We start from the raw sequence: 18,789 nt of genomic DNA, 5'->3' as shown, positions 1-18,789 counted from the left end.
AGAATGTGAGCATGGCCCAACCCGTGTGCTGCCATGGCCACGCGCGCCTTGCCTAGCACCTCTTCAGCACTCTGAGCGCTGGCGATCATGGGAGTGAGAGCAAGAAAGCATCCGGCGATAGTTAAGATCGATTTACGCCGAGAAGGAAGGGAGTGTCTGGTCCGTCGGTTCAAGGCCGCCCCATTTAGGTCGCTAGTGCAACAGGTTGAAGAAGCTGCGGATTGGAGAAGACCTCCAGTGGTGTTCTGAAGGTTAGCACGGCGCGTGGCCGGTTGTTAAGAAGTTCTTTCACTCGATGCACTTCGTCCTGAGAGATGGTGTTGAAGTCTGTGGACTTCGGGAAGTATTGCCGGACGAGGCCATTGGTGTGTTCGTTCAGCCCGCGTTCCCACGCGTGGTAAGGTCTGGCGAAGAACGTATCTGCATCCAGCGCCGCACCGAAGAGCTTGTGCCGTGCGAACTCAGCGCCGTTGTCCATGGTCAGAGTAAGTACCTTGTCGATGTCTTTTGCGAGCGAGCGTTCGATGGCCGAAGCAACAGGCTCTGATTTTGATTCAGCAACCAGGGCCAGACGCACGAGCTTCGAGCCGCGTTCGACCACCGCGTTCGACCATGCTGACCAGCGCGCCTTTGCGCTGGCTGCCGACGATGGTGTCGAGTTCCCAGTCTCCGACACGCGACTTTTCTTCAACAACAGCAGGGCGTTGCCCGATATCCACGCGACCGGCAATCGGCCCGGTCCTGCGATGGATAAAGTCGAACCTCGCTCCAAAGCGCCGGTAGCGGCGACCACCGCAGGCGTCAGCTTCGCCGCACGCCGCCGTCGTTCTCGTTGACGCCTCTCCGCGCAGGCCTGCGCCTGGTGATAGTAATACATGCCATCGACCTTGTTCCGCCGCCGCTCTCGTCCGACGGTAGAACGGTGAACCTTCAGTTCACGGGCGATCTCGGCATCGGAGACGCCCCGCTTCGTGAGCACTTGAATCTGTATCCGGTCATCGCTACCCAGGTGTCGGTATGCCGCCAAAATGCACCTCCAGTGGCTTAAGCCACTGGAGGTGCATTACCCCAATTCCTTGTGCTTTTTAGAACCTTGTTGCACTATCAACTTGAACAGGCGTTACAGTTCGTCTGCACAGTTCCTACACAGCCAAAATCTACGGATTTATATCAAATAAAATCAGAATCTTGTAAAAAGATTCTCACCCGCTCAGGATAACGAACCGTAGTTATTGCTCAGGATGAGACGCGTTGGCGGGAGTGCTATTCCACCCTTGGCGCAAGAACAAAAACGCGCCAAGGATGGGGCACCCGAACGTTGTGGTGAAACGGAGGAAAGGCAAAGCTCAGGATGACAAGCGATGAGGTGAAAGGGGTTAGCGGTTGACGAGTTTCTGGAAGGATGCCGGGTAGCGTTCGCCCTGCACTTCAATGCCGGAGAGCGCGGTGTGAATCTCTTCGAGGTCAGCCGCGGCGAGCTGGATGGATGCCGCGCCGAGGTTTTCTTCCAGGCGATGCAGTTTGGTGGTGCCGGGGATGGGTACGATCCAGGGCTTCTGCGCGAGGAGCCACGCGAGGGCGATCTGGGCGCGGGTGGCGTTGCGGGCTTCCGCGATTTTGCCGAGGGCGTCTATGAGCGGCTGATTGGCCTGACGGGCATCGGCGGAGAAGCGTGGAACGATGTTGCGGAAGTCGCTGGCGACGAAGGTGGTCTCGGAGTTGATGGTTCCGGTGAGGAAGCCTTTGCCGAGCGGGCTGAAGGGGACAAAGCCGATGCCGAGCTCTTCGAGCGTGGGGAGGATCTCCTGCTCAGGCTCGCGCCACCAGAGGGAATACTCGCTCTGAAGCGCGGTGACGGGCTGGACGGCGTGGGCGCGGCGGATGGTTTTTGCGCCGGCTTCTGAGAGGCCGAAGTGCTTGACCTTGCCTGCCTGGATGAGGTCTTTCACTGCGCCTGCTGTGTCTTCGATGGGGACTTCGCTGTCAACGCGGTGCTGGTAGAAGAGATCGATGACATCGGTGCGGAGGCGTTTGAGGGATTCGTCTGCGACCTGCTTGATGTGCTCGGGACGGCTATCGAGAGCCGACCAACGGCCGTCTTCGGGGTTGGCCTTGAAGCCGAATTTGGTGGCGATGACGACCTGATCGCGGAGGGGTTCGAGGGCTTCGCCGACGACTTCTTCATTCACGAAGGGGCCGTAGACCTCGGCAGTGTCAAAGAAGGTGACTCCGCGCTCGACGGCGGCGCGGATGATTTTGATGGCTTCGGATTTTTCTGTGGCGACGCCGAGGCCAAAGCTGAGGCCCATGCAGCCGTAGCCGAGAGCTGAAACTTCAAGTCCGCTTTTACCTAATTCACGCTTTTGCATAGTGCCTGCTTGGATGCGGCTTAAGGTGTATTGGCTTCACTATTGCGGATGAAGACGGGGCTGGTTATTCCATTGCAGTAGGGACGATGGACCAACTGAGCGAGGTGACGCTGGGCTCCATGGAGAAGTGCATGGCGAGGCGTTCGATGAGATCGTTCTGCCGTCCTGCTGTGGCGATTTCAGCGCGCAGGCGAGTGATGCCGCCGTTCTGGTCTTCACTATGGATGGCCAGGAGTGTGGCGTGCTCGCGGGCAATCATGGTGAGCAGATGAGCGCGGAGATGGGCTTCTTCGGTTTCGCGGCAGGTGATGACGATTTCATAGAGGGTTTCCGATGGCTCCGCGGCTGGCAGTACCGGGTGAAGACGGTGGGCGAGAGGGCGCAGCGTGGTGTTGGTGAGCAGGACTGCGATCGCGAGGATTGCGGCGAGATGCGCGGAGCCGAGGCCGCAGAGGACTCCAATGGCGGCGGAGCACCAGACGGTGGCCGCGGTGTTGAGACCACGGATATTTGCGCCGTCTTTGAAGATGACGCCAGCGCCGAGAAATCCGACACCGGAGACGACATAGGAGACGATGCGTCCGGCGGCTGTGGGATCGTGGCCAATCAATGAGCCGGACATGACAAAGGCCGATGCGCCCGCGGCGACGAGCGCATTGGTGCGTGTGCCGGCGATGCGCTGCCGCCATTGGCGCTCCAGACCGACGAGCGCGCCGAGCAGGATGGCTAAAAAAAGGTGCAGCGCGAATGTGAGCGTGTTTGCGTTCATGATGCCTGCCTCAGTGTGTGTGATGGAGGATTCCGGCGAGATCGACGACGTGATAGAGCAGCATGGCGGCCATGCCCAGCAGATAGACGCGGAGCGCGACGAGGGAGAGGCGCACAGCGCGTGTCATTTCGATGGGGTCGAGGCCGGCGCTTTCGCATTTCGCCTCCGGCTGATCGTGGAGGGGATGAATGACGCGGAAGGATTGCGAAGTATAGGAGCTGTGCATGGTTGCCATGGTCACCTCGTATGGTTCGTTAGTTAAAGAGATTGGGAAGCATGACCTGTGCGGCGAGCAGCAGCGACAGGCCGAAGAGAAGAACGATGATGGTCCAGTTGATCCAGTTGTTCCAGGGGCGGTTGATCCAGCGATCGCCGAGCAGAGCGTGGTCATTGAGCAGGAGCTGAAGAAAGATGATGGCTGAAGGCAGGACGAGTCCGGCGAAGACCTGCACGCTGACGATGACGAGCTGTAGTGGCATGCGGGGAATGAGCACGATGGCTGCCGCGGCACCGACGCAGCCGATATAGACGGCGTAGAAACCGGGCGCTTCCCAGATTTTTTTGTGCAGCGAGTGAGGCCAGCCGCGGACTTCGCCGTAAGCCCAGGCGCTTGCCAACGAGATGGCGGTGGTGCCAAGCACAGCGGCGTTGACCATGAGCAGAAGGATTCCATTGCGGAGAAAGATGCCGCCGTACGGGACGATGGCGCGGGCCATCTGTGCGGGATCGGAGAAGGTGATGCCGTAGCGGCGGCTGAAGTCGCCGACGATCATCATGGCTCCTGCGACGAAGACAGTGAAGGTGGCGCCGAGAAGCGTGTCAAGGCGCGCCCACTTGAGATCGGCGAAGCGGAGGCGCTTTTCCGCGACGCAGCTCTGCTGGAAGAAGAGCTGCCAGGGAGCGATGGTGGTGCCGACGATGGCGACGATGAGAAAGATGAGATCGCCGGTGATGGGGCCGGGAGGCATGTGCCAGATGAGGCTGTTGTGCGCGACTTCACCCCAACTGGGATGAACGACGAAGGCGAGCGCGAACCATGCGAGATCGAGCAGACAGAGAATGATGACGGTGCGCTCCCAGCGAAGATAACTGCCGGTGACGACCATGAGGGTGAGGCCGACGGCTGCCACCGGTACAGAGATGTACGGTGAGACGCCCATGGCTCCAAGCGCGAGCGAGATGGCAGCGAACTCCGTGATGAGGGTGAGGAAGTTGACGAGGAGCAGATCAATGAGCGAGAAACGGCCCCACCACTTGCCGAAGCGCTCATAGATCATGGCGGCGTGGCCCTTGCCGGTGGCGATGCCAAGGCGCGCGACCATTTCCTGCACGAAGTAGGTGATGGGCAGGAGCAGAACGAGAAGCCAGAGAAGATGCAGGCCATACTGCGCGCCGGCCTGCATATAGGTAGATACGGCTCCGGCGTCATTGTCGGCTTCCATGACGATGAGGCCGGGGCCTAAGACCATGAGAAACGAGAGCAGGCTCTGCTGCCAGCGCCGGCGAACGACGATGCCGGCGGGCTGATTGTGAGCCGGCTTTTCGTCCAGCACGAGGAGATTGGAATTCGTCGGATTCATGATTGCGTTCCTGTCTGGATTTGCGATTACGCGCAGAGTTTGCAGTGGGGCTGTGGGCCGGCTGATGCTTCAATTCGGCCATCTCCGGAGTTTGTGCCGGTGGTCCATTTGCAGGCGAGCGGCTGCGCGGGATTGCCGGTTGCCATCCAGACGCAGCGCAGACGCGCCGCTCTGCGAAGGGGAAAGGTGAGAACGATGTTGGTCATGGCTCCTCCTTCCGGCACGGTGCGGTGCTGGCGCGGACGGATGCTGCGGTTCATGCAGCATTCGCCCGCCCAGGCAAGCGGGCCGGCCAGAGTTTTGGTTTCAGGAGGGGTGGGTAGAGCACGCACCGGCTTGTGACAAGCCGGGTGGTTTCTGCTCACTCGCTCAAACAATGTGTCACACACTGCGAGCAGCGAGCAGAGCGGCGTAGCTAGCCGCGGTTCTCACCGTCGCAGCGCAGGAAAGGGCTCCAGCATCGTGGAGGTTCTTGCGTTGATTCTGTTTTCATAAAAGTTTCCCGAGGCCTTCAAAGAACGGAGGCCTCGTTAAAGTGTTTATACCATACCCCTGCTGGGTATGAGTATAAAGATTTTATTCGGAATATGGGAGTTGAAGTGGATATAGGACATGCGATTCCAGATCTACCGATCTGGAATCGCATCAGGCTATTTCTCTTTACCAAAGGTGAGGACGGCTAAGCCGTGGGCGGGGATGGTGAGGTCGAGTTTGCCGTTGACGAGGCGGGCGTGTTCGGGCGGGGCCATGGCGCCGGCGGCCTGGAGCTGCTCGATCTGGTCGCGGGTGAGATCGGCGGCGGGACGGCCCATGGCGTCGAAGGCTTTGAGGACGTTGCCGTGGTCTTCATCGACGCGCCAGATTGTGACCTCGGAAGCGGGCGCGTTCTTGATTTCGAGGTGGAAGATTTTGGATGGGACAGTTTGACCTGCTAGGGCGGTGGGTTTGGTGTAGGTTGCGCCGGTTCCGTCGGGTGGTGCGTAGTTCCAGAGAGCCAGGGTTAGGCCGTGGGATGCGGTGGTGGTGGCGAGGGCGGAGTCGGAATCGATGGCGATGCGATGGTCGCCTAGTTTATGCAAGGCGCGGAAGGCGTTGAGGCTGGGCTTGGGGATGTTGTCCGCCGCGAGGAGGCCGTAGCCGCCGTAGAAGGGTGTGCGGACTACGCCTTGCTCCTCGAATACATCCGAGAAGGACCAGTAGGCCATGTTGCTGACAAGGCCGTCGCACTGGCGGATGGTGTTGGCGAGCCAGGAGCCGAGGTAAACGGAGTCGGTGATGTTGGGCTCGTTGGCGTAGCTGGCGTTGTACTCGGAGAAGATGAGCGGGAGTTGGGGCAAGGCAGAGGCCGCGATCTGGTCGTGAACTTTCTTGACGGCGCGGTAGACCATCTGGTCGCGCGGAATGTTCTCGTTCGTGCCGAATACGTCCTTCGAGAGATCGTTTGCGTAGACGTGGGTGGAGACGAAGTCGATGGGGGCGTTGACCTCGTGAACGTGGGCGAGAAACGGGGTGACCCAGGCGGCCTGCGCGGTGGAGGGTCCGCCGACCTGGAGGCGCGGCGAGACAGACTTGATGGCGCGGGCGGTGTGATCGTAGAGCTCAAAGTAGGTGGACTGGCGGGGATTGCCGCCCCAGAAGTCGAGGTTGGGTTCGTTCCAGACTTCGAATTTCCAGGTTGCGACCTCTTCTATGCCGTAGCGGTCGATCAAATGCTTAGCGAAGGAGCTGATCATGGCGTCCCATTTGGCGTAGTCGGCGGGCGGGGAGACGTTGGGGTGGTACCAGAAGGCGTGGAGGGCGTTGGGATCGGCGGCTAGCTTGCGGGGCATGAAGCTGAGCTCGACGAAGGGGCGGACGCCGTTGTCCAAGAGGCCGTCATAGATCTGATCGACGTAAGAAAAGTTGTAGATGGAGGCATCGTTGGCGGCGACTGCGGCGAGGCCGGGGTTCTTGGTTTTGCGGTCGGGATCGTAGAGGCCGACTTCATCCATGAGGATGCCGTGGAAGCGGACGGACTGGAAGTTGGTGGCTTCCTTGACGGTGCGGAGGTCGCGGCGGTAGCTGTCGCGCAGGGCGAGGATGGCGCGGCCGGAGCCGAAGGTCTGCTCCCAGAAGTGCGGAAAGGGCGTGGTGGTTGCGTTGGCGTCAACGGTCAGGTTGACGGGCTGCTGGGCGGGTAGGAGCGAAGCGGTAAACAGGAGAGCGGAGGCGAGGACGGGGAAGCGGAGGCGCATAAAGGACTCCTTCAACGGTATAGATGCAAGATTAAGAGAATAAAGGCTAACCGAGGAGCGAGTCTACGAAGGCTTCAGGGGAGAATTCGAGCAGGTCGGTCATCTTTTCGCCGACGCCTACGAAGCGGACGGGCAGGTTGAGCTCGCGGGCGATAGCAACGGCGATGCCGCCTTTGGCGGTTCCGTCGAGCTTGGTGAGGACGATGCCGGTGACGCCTGCGGACTGGGTGAAAAGGCGGGCTTGCTGAAGGCCATTTTGCCCAGTGGTTGCATCCATTACGAGCAAAACCTCATGTGGAGCTTCAGGTATTAAACGAGAGGCGGTGCGGCGCATTTTCTCGAGCTCGTCCATGAGGCCGGTCTTGGTATGGAGGCGGCCGGCGGTGTCGACGTAGAGGTCAGCGGTGTTTCGTGCTTTAGCGGCGGTGACGGCGTCGTAGAGGACGGCGGCGGGGTCAGCGCCCTGGCGGGTCTTGATGATTTCGACGCCGGAGCGGGTGGCCCAGACTTCGAGCTGCTCGATGGCGGCGGCGCGGAAGGTGTCTGCGGCGCAGAGCAGGACTGTGCGGTTCCGGGCGCGGGACCAGGCGGCGAGCTTGCCGGAGGTAGTGGTTTTGCCGGTGCCGTTGACGCCGACGAGGAAGGTCACACGGGGCGGCTGAGCGGGATCGATGACGGGTTTCTGCGGTGCTTCCAGGATGGAGCGGATCTGGGCTTTGAGGAGCGAGCGGAGCTCTTCGCCGCCTTCGATGGCGCGGCGTTTGGCGCGGTCGCGGAGGGCGTCGAGGATTTCGGTGGTGGTCTGGACGCCGATGTCGCTTGAGAGCAGCGCCATTTCGAGGTCTTCGAGGGACGCCTCGTCGACCGTGCGCGTCATGGCGACGATACCTTCGATTTTGGAGCCGAGGGATTCGCGGGTGCGAGTAACGGCCTCGCGCATGCGGCTAAAGAAGCCGGATTTTTTCTGCTCGGGTTCTTCTGGCTCGGGTTTTTCGGGCTCGGATTTGTTGCCGAAGAGGCTGATGAAGGACATGATGGCTCGACTTCAGTTTAGTAGATGGCGATGGGGTGGAGCTTTTAGCCCGATTGTGGGAGAACGCGCGGGAGTGCTATCCCACCCATGGCGCAAAAGAGCGCCATGGATGGGGCACCGCTCATTCAGGCAGGGAGAGAATTATTTTCAAAAAGTGCTTGACAGCGGTTTAGTGTTGTAGTTATGTATAACAGTAAGCATGAGTGACCTTGATCATGCGTAAACAGGAAACGACCTCGACCGTTATGGATCTGGGAGGGGGAGATGGAAACGATGCTTCGTAGTTTACTTGCGGTGTTGTTGATGGTTTCGGCGGTGTCGGCTGCTCAGTTCACGCTTGAGGAGTCATTGGAAAAGGTGAAGACGCTGGCCGGGATGCACGAAAAGACGCTGGAACGGGCTGATGAGTGTGCTTCGCGCGCTGTGGCGCATGGTGTGAGGCATTTGAAGCCGGCGGCCCGGGAACTGGGTTTGGTGGTGAGTTGTGTGGCGGCGCGGAATGGTTGCGCCGAGACAGCTAAAACGATGGAAGGCATCTGGAAGGCTTATGGATATTGAATTCAACAATAGTCAGCCGATTTATCGCCAACTGCGCGATCGCGTGGTGGCGCTGATTCTGGACGGCGCACTGAAGGAGGGCGATCCGCTGCCTTCTGTGCGAAACGTTGCGGCCGAGTACCGGGTGAATCCGCTCACGGTGCTGAAGGGCTACCAGGAGCTGTCAGGCGAAGGCCTGGTGGAAACGATGAGGGGGCGCGGAATGTTTGTGAAGGATGGAGCAAAGGGGCTGCTGCTTGAGGCCGAGCGGAAGAAGTTTCTGGAAGAGGAATGGCCACGGGTATACGCGACGATTGAACGGCTGGGGCTGAGCGCGAAACAACTGCTTGCTGGCCAAAACGGGGCAAACGGCTTAGGCGGAATGAAGGAGGCGCGGTAAAGCTATGGCACTGATTGAGGCACATGGACTGCGCAAGAGCTATGGCGCGACGGTAGCGCTGGATTCAATTGACCTGCGCGTGGAAGAAGGACGCATTCTGGGGCTGATTGGGCCGAATGGCGCGGGTAAGACGACGGCGTTGAATGCGATCCTGGGGCTGGCTCCGTTTGAGGGCGACCTGCGGGTGCTGGGGCTGAACCCGTGGACGCAGCGCGATGCGCTGATGCGCGAGGTTTGCTTTATTGCCGATGTGGCGATTTTGCCGCGGTGGATGCGGGTGACGCAGGCTCTGGATTACGTGCAGGGCGTGCATCCGCGGTTTAATCGCGCAAAGGCAGAAGGGTTTTTGGCGAAGACGGCGATTAAGCCTAAGAGCCGGGTGAGGGAACTCTCAAAAGGCATGGTGGCGCAACTGCACCTGGCGCTGGTGATGGCGATTGATGCGCGGCTGCTGGTGCTGGATGAGCCGACGCTGGGGCTGGATTTGCTGTACCGGAAGCAGTTTTACGATTCGCTGCTGAATGATTATTTTGACGGCAGCAGGACGATCATCGTGACCACGCACCAGGTGGAGGAGATCCAGAACATTCTGACCGACGTGATGTTTTTGAACGGCGGGCGGATTGTGCTGAACCACAGCATGGATGATTTTGAGGCGCGGTATACGGAGGTGCTGGTGGGGCCGGAGAAGATTGCGGCTGCGCGGGCGCTGAAGCCGATTTACGAGCGCGAGGGGTTTGGCAAGAGCGTTCTGCTGTTTGGCGATGGCCAGCGCGAGCAGCTTGCCGGGCTGGGCGAGACACGGACGGCAAGCATTGCGGATGTGTTTGTGGCTGTCATTGGCGGGCCAGGGAATGGCGGCGGCTACGTGGCCGGACGAAAGGGAGTGAACTAATGAGCACGCAATCGAATGTGGTGAGTGAATCGCCGATGGCAAGGCAGACTGTGGCGGCGGCTACGATTTCGCCTTTCCGGCGGCTGTACTGGAGCGTGCGGCGCGAGGTGTGGGAGAACCGGTCGATTTATATTGCGCCGGCGAGTGTGGCTGGGCTTCTGATTGTCGGGCTTCTGATTGCCGTGTTCCGTGGTGCGCTGCACATCGGCGCTAACATGAACATGAACCAGGGGCCGCACAATGGCGTGGTGGTGGCGTATGACGTGGCATCTGGTGCGATTATGGGCGTGGCGCTGATTGTGTCGGGATTTTATTGCCTGAGCACGCTGCACGGCGAGCGCAGCAGTCGAAGCATCCTGTTCTGGAAATCACTGCCGGTATCGGATACGACGTCGGTGGTGGCCAAGGCGGCGATCCCGTTGGTCGTGATTCCGGTGATCATGATGACGCTGGTGATTGCGACGCACCTGGTGATACTACTGATTCTCTCCGCGACGTTTGCGGCACAGGGCCAGGGCGCGGCATTGGCGTGGCCGAATCCCGGATTGCCGCAGGTGTGGGGGATGACGCTCTACCACCTGGTGACGATTCATGTGCTTTGGTATGCGCCGATTTTTGCTTACATGCTGATGGTTTCCGCGTGGGCTAAGCGTGGGCCGTTTCTGTGGGCAGTGGTGCCGCCGGTGCTGGCGGGCGTTGTGGAGAAGATTGCGTTCAACACTACGTATGTTTTCTCGATCCTGCAGGATAGGCTTACGGGAGAATCTTCAGGCGCGGTGGAGCCGGGCGGCGGCATGAGGATGGAGTCGATGCAGCTGATCGATCCGCTGCATTTTCTGGCGAGCCCGGGATTGTGGATTGGGCTGGCTGTTGCGGTTGGCTTTCTTGTGGTGACGGTGCGGCTGAGACGGTGGGGAAGCGCGCTGTAAGGACGAGTGGCGAGGGACGAAGGACGAGAAAACAACAGCGGCCTGAGATTGCTCTCAGGCCGCTGGCGGTTAACTGTTGGGATTGGACTAAGGCCATCGCTACTCGCGAGAGCCAAGGCCCAGCGATGAAATGCCGGGGGCTTACTTGGGGTCCAGAGCGCGATGCCCTAGGCCTCAGTCACCTCACGTACCGGACTACTTGGTAAATCAAATTTCATAGGCTGGATCAACCTCCTTTCCCGTGTAAGAAGAGATTATTCCTGGATGGGAAAAGAGGTCAAGCCGGGCACGAGTTACAAAGCGCATACCTCATGGCCTAAAGGCCCGTTTTTATCTGCGCGATTGTTGCCGGGGATAAATCCCCGGCCTACCAGCCCCGGCTTAGCAATCCTGGCCTGCCTATTTAAGCGAGGGCGAGGTTCAGGTTGTCGATGGTTTCGTCGATTTCCTGGGTGGTTTTGCAGCCGACGGTGACGCAATCGACGCCGGCGGTCTGGACGGCGAAGCGCATGGCGGCCTGGCGGTCGGCGCGGGAGTTTTCAAACTGGCCGCCGCCGATGAGCTTCATGCCGATGACGCCCATGTTTTCCTTCTTGATCTGCTGAATGTGGGCGACGACTTCGTCGCGATGGTCGGGGTTGTTGTTGTCCATGAATGTGTCGCCGTCCATGCGGGAGCCGTTGTGGTTGATGCGGACGAGCGAGACTTGCAGCCATTTGTTGCCGGGTACCTGGCTGAAGGCGGGCAGGCCGTGGCAGCTTGCGCCGCGAGCGATGATCTTCTTCTGCGACTGGAATTCTTCGATGCCATCCTGCCACTTCTTGCTCTTTGTCGGCCAGTCGGAGGTGGTCTGCCAGTGGAGCAGCATGATGTCGAAGTAGTCGGTCTGAAAGGTCTTGAGCATGGCGTCGAAGCGCCTGGCGGGGTCGCCGTCGTTGGTGGTGACCTTGTGCATGACGACGTAGCTCTCGCGCGGGTAGGGCTTGAGGGCTTCGCCGAGCATGGCGGGGGTCATGTAGGATTCGGCGGTTTCATAGAAGCGGACGCCGCGCTCATAAGCGTGGGCTACCAGGCGGTTGAATTCCTTCTGGCCGAGCGACGCTTGCACGTAACCGTTGTTGGTGCCGGAGCCGAAGGCGAGGCGCGTGGCTTTGACATTGGAACGGCCGAGAGTAACTTTATCGAGCGCGGTGCGGGTGGTTACGGAGGTGGCGGCGTGGAGCGCGGTGGGCGCGGCTGCGGCAACGGTGCTTGCCATAGCACCGGCGGCCAGGCTGGTCTTTAGAAAATCGCGGCGGGAATAGGAACTCATGTAGATGTCTCCAGGAAGGTGGAGTTTGATAGAGAGACGAGCGCTTGCCGAAATGGTAGCAGAAAAACAGGGCCACTTTTTGTGTCGCTAGCCGCAAACCTGCAAAGCAAACCAAAATCTATCCACGAGCTTCAGAAGATCTTCATGTGAATCACCAGATACTGCTTGGGATTTTCATGGATCGCCTTCACCAGCTTGTGCGCCTCGTCCAGCGTAGCGTTCAGGTTGTCATACACCGAGCGGTTCTGCGCCAGTTGCCCAAGCGTTCCCTTGCCCTCGTTGATGCCGGACAGGATGCCGTTCAGGTTCGTCACCGTAGAGTCCAGTTTCCTGGCAAACTCCGGGTCCTTCGCAAACTTGCCGATCGCGCCCTCGCCTTTGTTAATGCCTTCAAGGAGCTTGTTTGTATTGGTTACGGCCGTGTTCAGGTTGTTATAGAGCGAGTCATCGGTAAGCAGCTTGCCCGCCGAGCCCTTGCCGCCGTTCAAGTTCGTAGCAATCTGATGCAGCTGGTCCACAGTTGAATTGAGCTTGTCGTAAAGCTCAGTATCTTTCGTCAGCTTACCCAGCGTTCCATTGCCCGCGTTGATGCTCTTCGTCACGCTTTCAAGATTCGCGCTCACCTGATTCAGGTGGTTGTACAGCTCCGGGTCGTGAAAAAACTTGCCCGCCGAGCCCTGCTGGGAATTCAGCGCATCCATCAGCAGACCGGTCTTCTTCATCACTTTCGTTGCTTCCTTCAGCGCATCCTGGCTGGTGTTCATCACCTGCTGAAGCCCCGAGACGTTATGCGACAACAGCTCCGCATTGTTCGCCGGCGGAGGGCCTGTTGCATTGGTTGAAGTGATGTCGATATAGCTGTCGCCCAGAACACCGGCCGAGGCAATCGAGGCCGCCGAATCCGTATGCAGAAACGACGTCAGCTTACCCGGCACCTTCATGGTGACTTCCACCGGCGTGGGGCTGCGTTCCGGCACCACGCGAATCCGCGTCACATTTCCAATCGTGACGCCTTCCAGCGTGACCGGCGCGCCCTGCTTCAACCCCGAGGCGTTTTCAAAATAGACCCGTAGAGTGAGCTTCTTGGCAAACAGACCACCGGTCGATCCTGACATGAGGAAAATCAGGAAGATGAGGATGGCGGCGCCTGCAAGAACCAGCGCGCCTACTTTCAGTTGGGACCACTGGACCTCTTTGCGGCTTGGCACGATTCTCCTCTGGAGGGATACTTACCCGACCGTAATTCATTGAGCATAGCAGACCACCGCCGGATTCCAGCCCGCTCAGCGCCCATCTTCCAGCACCACCGATGCCATGGCTGTGCTGCGCGAGTGCGTCAGTGAAAGCGCCGCATTCCGCACGCCGATCTGCTTTGCGTACTCCGCCGCCCGCCCATAAAACTGCAGTGAAGGCCGTCCGCCCGGCGCGCGCTGCACCTCGATCTCTCGCCAGGTAATGCCGTGGTTAATGCCCGTGCCCAGCGCTTTGGCCGCAGCCTCCTTTGCCGCAAACCGCGCCGCCAGGCTCTCTGCCGCATTGTGCTTGCGAAGGCAATAGGCCTGCTCCGCCTTGGTATACACGCGATCAAGAAACCGCTCGCCAAACTTGTCCAGCGAGTTCTGGATCCGGTCGATCTCCACCAGGTCAATTCCCGAGCCGAGGATCATGAATATGAAACTACACGATACCGGCACCTCGGCCAAGGCGCAGCCAAACCGCCGGCCAACATGGATAAAGATTTTCCAATGACTTCAAGCCGCGGGTTTATGGATTTTAACGCCGGGCCGGCACGCACCATTTCGCCGCGCTTGTTTCAAAGCAGGTCAAACATCGTTCAACTCCCGCACAGGCATCAAGATGCTCAATCGAATTCCGATAAGCCCATTGTGCAATTTGGTACTCCAAAACGCGCTCCCGCACAGCCCCCGCTCATGCCCTGGGCGCTGGAGATTCAGGCGGTCTCCTCGGTGGAGCCGTCGAATCTCGTCCGCATGCTCAGCGGAGCCATCCTGGGCTGCGGCGGGTGGGTGCTCACACGCTCCACCACTGACAGCGGGCGCGTCAGCATTCTCTTTGAATTCGAGCGCGCGGCCTGCGTGGAGATTTACACCGCTGTCATCGCCTGTGGAGTCGAACTCACCCGCAACGGGCACATCCGCATGACGGAGCTTTGCCACTGCACGCGCAATCAACTGAGCGAGTGCGGTGCGCAGATCGCAAGCATCGAGCTAGAAATCCAGACCAGTCCGCTCAAGATCGCCGGCAGCTCCGCACCCGGCGGTAACCTGCCGGAACAGACACGGTAGCCCTCAGCCTGCTTCCACCAGCCCATACTTGCGCTGCCACGCTTCCTTGAGCCGCGTCCATACGCGGGCCCGCTCGGCCTCGGTGCCTTCGGCCCGATCCGGCTTGGCGTTTACAAACCGCGCCGCCTCCATCTTGGCCACTTCCAGCAGCTTGCGGTCCCGCACCAGGTTCGCCACGCGAAAATCCGGCAGCCCAGCCTGCCGCGTGCCAAAGACCTCGCCCGGCCCGCGCATCGCCAGGTCCAGCTCGGCCAGCTCAAAGCCGTCCTGCGTGCGCACCATCGCGTTCAGCCGCTCCTCGGCCTGCTCGCTGACCCGCGCGCCCGTCATCAGAACGCAATAGCTCCTGGCCGCGCCGCGCCCCACGCGCCCGCGCAACTGGTGCATCTGCGCCAGCCCAAAGCGCTCCGCATGTTCAATCACCATCACGCTGGCATTCGGCACATCCACGCCCACTTCAATCACCGTTGTTGAAACCAGCGCGTCGATCTCGCCCCGCTGAAAGCGCCGCATGATGATTTCCTTCTCGTCGGCATCCAGCCGCCCATGCAGCAAACCCAGCCGCAGCCCATTCAGCGGTCCGGCTCGCAGCTTCTCGTACATCTGCACCGCCGATTTCAGCCCCAGCTTCGCATTCGGACTGGCCTCCTGCACCGCCTTCGGAAACAGCTTCGCTGTCTTACCCTTCGGAGTAGTTTTGCGGACGGCTGGCTTTGCCGCTTTCTCGCTGGCCTCGGTCGCATCGGCGCTGAAATCCAGCTCCGGCTGGTCGTCCTTCGCGCCTTCAATCACCGGATAGACAATGTACGCCTGCCTGCCCAGCTTGACCTGTTTGCGAACAAACTCCCACACCTCATCCGCGCGCTCATCCGCCACGCGCCGAGTCACAATCGGCGTGCGCCCCGGCGGCAGCTCATCCAGCACGCTCAAATCCAGGTCGCCATACAGCGAAAGCGCCAGCGTGCGTGGAATCGGCGTCGCCGTCATCACCAGCACGTCGGGCTCAGCCCATTCCGTGCCATCCGGCCTGGGCTTTTTCATCAACTTGAACCGCTGCATCACGCCAAACCGGTGCTGCTCATCCACCACGATCAGCCCCAGCCGGTCGAACTCCACCTTCTCTTCAATCAGTGCATGCGTGCCAATCACCAGGTGCGCCTCACCGCGATTGATCAGTCCACGGTTGTGGCGCTTTCGATCCTCATCGAGCGAGCCCGTCAGCAGCACAATCCGATACTTGCGCGACGACCGCTCCAGCAGCTTTCTCGCAGCCAGATAATGCTGCGTCGCCAGAATCTCCGTCGGAGCCATCAGCGCGGCCTGGTAGCCATTTTCCATCGCCACCAGCATCGCCTGCAGCGCCACAATCGTCTTGCCCGATCCCACATCGCCCTGCAACAGCCTGCGCATGGGGCTGGGCTGCTTCATATCGCTCACAATCTCGCCCAGAGCCCTCTTCTGCGCCGCCGTGGGATGAAACGGCAACACCTCGCGAATCGCCTCGCGCACCTTGGCATTCGTCTCAAACGCAACGCCGGCGCGCTCGCGCATCCTGCGCCGCTTCAGCTCCAGCCCCAGTTCCAGAAAAAACAGCTCCTCAAAGATCAGCCGCCGATGCGCCGGTGTAGCCGCCGCCTGCAGATCCGTCATCGCCGTGCCTTCCGGCGGAAAATGCACTTCGCGCAGCGACCTCTCGCGACTGGGCAGCCCCATCCGCTCAATCATCGCCGCGGGCAGGCACTCCGGCACCGCGCCGTGCATCGATTCCAGCAAGTGAAAGATCACCTTGCGCTGCCAGCGCGAAGCCAGCCGCGATCCCAGTGACTCATACACCGGCGTAATGCGGCCCACCTCCAGCAGTCGCGTCTCGGCGTCGTCGCTCGCATCCGGCAGCAGCTCCCACTGCGGATTGATCATCTTCATGTTCGACGTGGACCGCGAAGGCTCCACTCTGCCAAAGACCGCCACCGTCTGCCCGGCCTGGAATTTGCCTTGCAGATAGGTTCCGTTGAACCACATGCACTTCATTGCCAGCCGTCCCTGGCCAATGGTGATTTCAAAGATCGGCGCGCGCTTGGTTCGCAGCAGCGCCGACCCGCGCACCTCGGCAATCACGCTCGCCATCTCACCCGGCTTCAGCTCGTCGAGGCTGCGCGGGTTCTGCCGGTCTTCGTAACGAAAGGGAAGGTGATACAGCAGATCTTCCGCGGTGACAATGCCCTTGGCGGCAATCAATTCCGCCACGCGCGGGCCCACGCCGCGCGCATACATCACCTTGTCTTCAAGTCTGGTCACAAAGAGGATGCTAAAACATGAGGCTATGTGCGAGCGGCCACGTGCCGCCCTCATGCAGTATCGTTGTCTACGGCAAGAAATTCACTTCCCGGAGTACCCCTGGATGGTCATCTGGAACCGCCGTAACTTTCTCCGCGCCGCCGGCGCTGTATCCGCTGCAACCGCGCTACCCGGAATTCCGCTACTCTCAGCGGAAGAACCCGAAGCCACCAACATCGCCGCCAACGACCACATCCAGATCGCCCTCATCGGCGCAGGCTGGCAAGGCTCCGGAGACGCAAGCGTAGCCATCCGCGTTCCCGGCGTCAAAATCGTCGCCGTGGCCGACTGCTACGACGGCCGCCTCGCTCGCGCCAGGGAAGTCTGGGGCAGCGACATCCAGACCACGCGCGACTACAACGAAATCCTTGCGCGCAAAGACATCGACGCCGTCATCATCGGCACGCCCGACCACTGGCACAAGCAGGCCTCCATCGACGCCATGAAGGCCGGCAAAGACGTCTACTGCGAAAAGCCCATGATCCATCTCTACGACGATGGCCCGGCCATGATCGAAGCCTCTCGGCAGACCAATAAAATCCTTCAGGTAGGCAGCCAGCGCGTCAGCAACATCGTTTACGCCAAGGCAAAGGAAGTCCTCGCCTCGGGCGCCATCGGCAAGCTCAACATGGTCACGGCCTACTGGGACCGCAACTCCTCTCTCGGCGCATGGAACTACACCGTTCCGCCCGACGCCAGCACAACCACCTGCGACTGGCCGCGCTGGCTAGGCACTGCGCCCAAGATTTCCTTCAATGCCGAGCATTTCTTCCAGTGGCGCAAGTGGAAAGCCTACGGCTCGGGCGTCGCCGGCGATCTCTTCGTGCATCTCTTCAGCGGCATCCACTACATCACCGGCTCCAACGGCCCCACGCGCGCCATGGCCACCGGCGCCATTCGCTATTGGAAAGACGGCCGTGACGCCAACGACGTCGTGCTCGGTCTCTTCGATTACCGCGAAGGCTTCAACGTCAGCCTGCATGTCAATTTTGTTGATGGCGGCGAAGAAGGCGAAGGCTTTACCTTTGCCGGCGATGAAGGCACCATGACCATCGGCGGAGACGGCCTCACCATCAACCACGTGCCGCGTCAGACCGCGCCCGGCTACATGGTTGGAACCTTCCCTCAAGCCATGCAGAAAGAGATCATCGCCGCGTACGACGAAAAATATCCTCCCGGCGTGGCGCAGCAATCTCTTGCGGCAACAGAGAAGTTCTCTCCACCCAAAGGCTATAGCGACAGCTACGACCACTTCAAAAACTTCTTTGCGTCGGTTCGCTCGCGCCAGCCTGTGGTGGAAGACGCTACATTCGGCTACCGCGCAGCGGGTGCGGCACTGCTTTCCAACCTCAGCATCGAGCGCGGCCAGATCGTCCACTGGGACCCCGACAACATGAAGCTCCTCTCATAGCTCAGCACCAAACCGGGTGCCCCACCCTCGCGCCGTCTTTGTTTTTGGCGCCAGGGTGGGATGGAACTTTCCCCATTGCCCTGCGTATCAGACAATGGGGAAACTCTGCGCCTGCGGGAGCCTTTGCTACACTGCTCGCAGTCTCTTCGCCCCTCAAATCGTGCAAAAATCGCGTGAAGACACCCTTCGGGAGAATGCATGCCAGTCGTCGAACTCGCAAGCGTGACCAAAGCCTATGAGAGTCAATAACCTGAGCCTCTCCATTGAAGCCGGCCAGATGTTCGGCCTGCTCGGACCTAACGGCGCAGGAAAAACCAGCTCCATTCGCATGATGATGGGCATCACCATGCCGGACTCCGGCAAGATCAATCTCTTTGGCAAGCCCTTTGAGCGCAAAAGCCTGGAGCGCGTAGGCTATCTGCCGGAAGAGCGCGGCCTCTACAAGAAGATGAAGGTCATCGACCAGCTCATCTTCTTCGGCGAACTGCACGGCGTCAGCGCCGCAGACGCGCAAACCCGCGCCGTCTCCTGGGCCAAGCGCCTTGAGATCGCCGACTCGCTGACCAAGAAGACTGAAGAGCTCTCCAAAGGCATGCAGCAGAAGATTCAGTTCATCTCCACGCTGCTCCACGATCCCGGCCTCATCGTCATGGACGAGCCATTCTCCGGCCTCGACCCCG

18 protein-coding genes and 1 pseudogene are annotated in these 18,789 nt (G+C 60.2%); 7 read left to right on the top strand and 12 right to left on the bottom strand.

The genetic code is table 11. From position 1 onward, the window contains the following. Positions 1-184: 184 nt before the first annotated feature. The 8 genes from ABSG47_RS12590 to ftsY all read right to left on the bottom strand — a co-directional run bounded on the left by ABSG47_RS12590 (position 185) and on the right by ftsY (position 7,985). Positions 185-1,027 (bottom strand): IS30 family transposase, encoded by an 843-nt coding sequence (locus tag ABSG47_RS12590; RefSeq protein WP_424170040.1) that lies wholly within the window; start codon positions 1,025-1,027, stop codon positions 185-187. 349 nt (positions 1,028-1,376) lie between these two features. Then, positions 1,377-2,369: an aldo/keto reductase gene (locus tag ABSG47_RS12585; protein WP_424170039.1), complete on the bottom strand. Its 993-nt coding sequence runs from the start codon at positions 2,367-2,369 to the stop codon at positions 1,377-1,379. A 64-nt stretch (positions 2,370-2,433) separates the two neighbouring features. Further along, positions 2,434-3,138, bottom strand: coding sequence for an MgtC/SapB family protein (locus ABSG47_RS12580; protein ID WP_424170038.1), 705 nt, complete (start codon positions 3,136-3,138; stop codon positions 2,434-2,436). Positions 3,139-3,148: 10 nt separating this feature from the next. Beyond that, positions 3,149-3,373 (bottom strand): hypothetical protein, encoded by a 225-nt coding sequence (locus tag ABSG47_RS12575; RefSeq protein WP_424170037.1) that lies wholly within the window; start codon positions 3,371-3,373, stop codon positions 3,149-3,151. Positions 3,374-3,392: 19 nt separating this feature from the next. Beyond that, complete coding sequence (locus ABSG47_RS12570) at positions 3,393-4,718, bottom strand: Nramp family divalent metal transporter (RefSeq protein WP_424170036.1); 1,326 nt, start codon at positions 4,716-4,718, stop codon at positions 3,393-3,395. Positions 4,719-4,744: 26 nt separating this feature from the next. Then, positions 4,745-4,978 (bottom strand): hypothetical protein, encoded by a 234-nt coding sequence (locus ABSG47_RS12565; protein WP_424170035.1) that lies wholly within the window; start codon positions 4,976-4,978, stop codon positions 4,745-4,747. A 390-nt stretch (positions 4,979-5,368) separates the two neighbouring features. Then, on the bottom strand, positions 5,369-6,952 hold the full coding sequence (locus tag ABSG47_RS12560; RefSeq protein ID WP_424170034.1) for a GH39 family glycosyl hydrolase: 1,584 nt from the start codon (positions 6,950-6,952) through the stop codon (positions 5,369-5,371). Between the two features lie 46 nt (positions 6,953-6,998). After that, entirely contained in the window at positions 6,999-7,985 is a 987-nt protein-coding gene (ftsY, locus tag ABSG47_RS12555; protein WP_424170033.1) for a signal recognition particle-docking protein FtsY, read from the bottom strand. A 264-nt stretch (positions 7,986-8,249) separates the two neighbouring features. On the opposite strand from ftsY, the gene ABSG47_RS12550 reads away from it, so the two are divergent. The 4 genes from ABSG47_RS12550 to ABSG47_RS12535 are packed head-to-tail and all read left to right on the top strand — an operon-like array spanning position 8,250 to position 10,746. Beyond that, positions 8,250-8,543, top strand: a complete 294-nt coding sequence (locus ABSG47_RS12550) for a hypothetical protein (protein WP_424170032.1) — start codon at positions 8,250-8,252, stop codon at positions 8,541-8,543. Beyond that, a complete protein-coding gene (locus ABSG47_RS12545) occupies positions 8,533-8,922 on the top strand; it encodes a GntR family transcriptional regulator (RefSeq protein WP_424170031.1) in 390 nt (129 codons plus the stop codon). The genes ABSG47_RS12550 and ABSG47_RS12545 overlap by 11 nt, the downstream gene beginning before the upstream one ends. Before the next feature lie 4 nt (positions 8,923-8,926). After that, positions 8,927-9,817, top strand: a complete 891-nt coding sequence (locus ABSG47_RS12540; RefSeq protein ID WP_424170030.1) for an ABC transporter ATP-binding protein — start codon at positions 8,927-8,929, stop codon at positions 9,815-9,817. After that, on the top strand, positions 9,817-10,746 hold the full coding sequence (locus ABSG47_RS12535) for an ABC transporter permease (RefSeq protein ID WP_424170029.1): 930 nt from the start codon (positions 9,817-9,819) through the stop codon (positions 10,744-10,746). Before ABSG47_RS12540 ends, ABSG47_RS12535 begins: the two co-directional genes overlap by 1 nt. A 403-nt stretch (positions 10,747-11,149) precedes the next feature. Here ABSG47_RS12535 and ABSG47_RS12530 read toward each other — a convergent pair whose 3' ends face one another. The 3 genes from ABSG47_RS12530 to acpS form a co-directional block, all read right to left on the bottom strand. Next, on the bottom strand, positions 11,150-12,058 hold the full coding sequence (locus ABSG47_RS12530; RefSeq protein ID WP_424170028.1) for an aldo/keto reductase: 909 nt from the start codon (positions 12,056-12,058) through the stop codon (positions 11,150-11,152). Between the two features lie 131 nt (positions 12,059-12,189). After that, a complete protein-coding gene (locus ABSG47_RS12525; RefSeq protein ID WP_424170027.1) occupies positions 12,190-13,266 on the bottom strand; it encodes an MlaD family protein in 1,077 nt (358 codons plus the stop codon). Between the two features lie 75 nt (positions 13,267-13,341). Further along, positions 13,342-13,725, bottom strand: coding sequence for a holo-ACP synthase (gene acpS / locus ABSG47_RS12520; RefSeq protein ID WP_424170026.1), 384 nt, complete (start codon positions 13,723-13,725; stop codon positions 13,342-13,344). Positions 13,726-13,944: 219 nt separating this feature from the next. Here acpS and ABSG47_RS12515 point away from each other — a divergent pair, with 219 nt between their 5' ends. Continuing rightward, on the top strand, positions 13,945-14,364 hold the full coding sequence (locus ABSG47_RS12515; protein WP_424170025.1) for a hypothetical protein: 420 nt from the start codon (positions 13,945-13,947) through the stop codon (positions 14,362-14,364). A 3-nt stretch (positions 14,365-14,367) separates the two neighbouring features. Here the strand turns inward: ABSG47_RS12515 and recG are convergent, their stop codons facing one another. Beyond that, entirely contained in the window at positions 14,368-16,659 is a 2,292-nt protein-coding gene (gene recG, locus ABSG47_RS12510) for an ATP-dependent DNA helicase RecG (protein ID WP_424170024.1), read from the bottom strand. A gap of 103 nt (positions 16,660-16,762) precedes the next feature. Between recG and ABSG47_RS12505 the strand changes: the two genes are divergently transcribed. Together ABSG47_RS12505 and ABSG47_RS12500 are read left to right on the top strand one after the other, a co-directional pair. Further along, complete coding sequence (locus ABSG47_RS12505) at positions 16,763-18,109, top strand: Gfo/Idh/MocA family protein (RefSeq protein WP_424170023.1); 1,347 nt, start codon at positions 16,763-16,765, stop codon at positions 18,107-18,109. 235 nt (positions 18,110-18,344) lie between these two features. Then, a pseudogene (locus ABSG47_RS12500) lies at positions 18,345-18,713 on the top strand (ABC transporter ATP-binding protein); the annotation flags it as partial. Positions 18,714-18,789 lie beyond the last annotated feature (76 nt).

It is taken from the genome of Occallatibacter sp., assembly GCF_049510455.1.
Lineage (GTDB): Bacteria > Acidobacteriota > Terriglobia > Terriglobales > Acidobacteriaceae > Telmatobacter.
The sequence above is the reverse complement of the archived record's forward strand: the minus strand, read 5'-3'. Positions and strand labels throughout refer to the sequence as shown.

What these genes read in the sequence shown, in the direction of transcription:
- ABSG47_RS12585 (WP_424170039.1), bottom strand. Translation starts at nt 2,369, where the DNA reads ATGCAAAAGCGTGAATTAGGTAAAAGCGGACTTGAAGTTTCAGCTCTC.
- ABSG47_RS12580 (WP_424170038.1), bottom strand. Translation starts at nt 3,138, where the DNA reads ATGAACGCAAACACGCTCACATTCGCGCTGCACCTTTTTTTAGCCATC.
- ABSG47_RS12575 (WP_424170037.1), bottom strand. Translation starts at nt 3,373, where the DNA reads ATGGCAACCATGCACAGCTCCTATACTTCGCAATCCTTCCGCGTCATT.
- ABSG47_RS12570 (WP_424170036.1), bottom strand. Translation starts at nt 4,718, where the DNA reads ATGAATCCGACGAATTCCAATCTCCTCGTGCTGGACGAAAAGCCGGCT.
- ABSG47_RS12565 (WP_424170035.1), bottom strand. Translation starts at nt 4,978, where the DNA reads ATGAACCGCAGCATCCGTCCGCGCCAGCACCGCACCGTGCCGGAAGGA.
- ABSG47_RS12560 (WP_424170034.1), bottom strand. Translation starts at nt 6,952, where the DNA reads ATGCGCCTCCGCTTCCCCGTCCTCGCCTCCGCTCTCCTGTTTACCGCT.
- ftsY (WP_424170033.1), bottom strand. Translation starts at nt 7,985, where the DNA reads ATGTCCTTCATCAGCCTCTTCGGCAACAAATCCGAGCCCGAAAAACCC.
- ABSG47_RS12550 (WP_424170032.1), top strand. Translation starts at nt 8,250, where the DNA reads ATGGAAACGATGCTTCGTAGTTTACTTGCGGTGTTGTTGATGGTTTCG.
- ABSG47_RS12545 (WP_424170031.1), top strand. Translation starts at nt 8,533, where the DNA reads ATGGATATTGAATTCAACAATAGTCAGCCGATTTATCGCCAACTGCGC.
- ABSG47_RS12540 (WP_424170030.1), top strand. Translation starts at nt 8,927, where the DNA reads ATGGCACTGATTGAGGCACATGGACTGCGCAAGAGCTATGGCGCGACG.
- ABSG47_RS12535 (WP_424170029.1), top strand. Translation starts at nt 9,817, where the DNA reads ATGAGCACGCAATCGAATGTGGTGAGTGAATCGCCGATGGCAAGGCAG.
- ABSG47_RS12530 (WP_424170028.1), bottom strand. Translation starts at nt 12,058, where the DNA reads ATGAGTTCCTATTCCCGCCGCGATTTTCTAAAGACCAGCCTGGCCGCC.
- acpS (WP_424170026.1), bottom strand. Translation starts at nt 13,725, where the DNA reads ATGATCCTCGGCTCGGGAATTGACCTGGTGGAGATCGACCGGATCCAG.
- ABSG47_RS12505 (WP_424170023.1), top strand. Translation starts at nt 16,763, where the DNA reads ATGGTCATCTGGAACCGCCGTAACTTTCTCCGCGCCGCCGGCGCTGTA.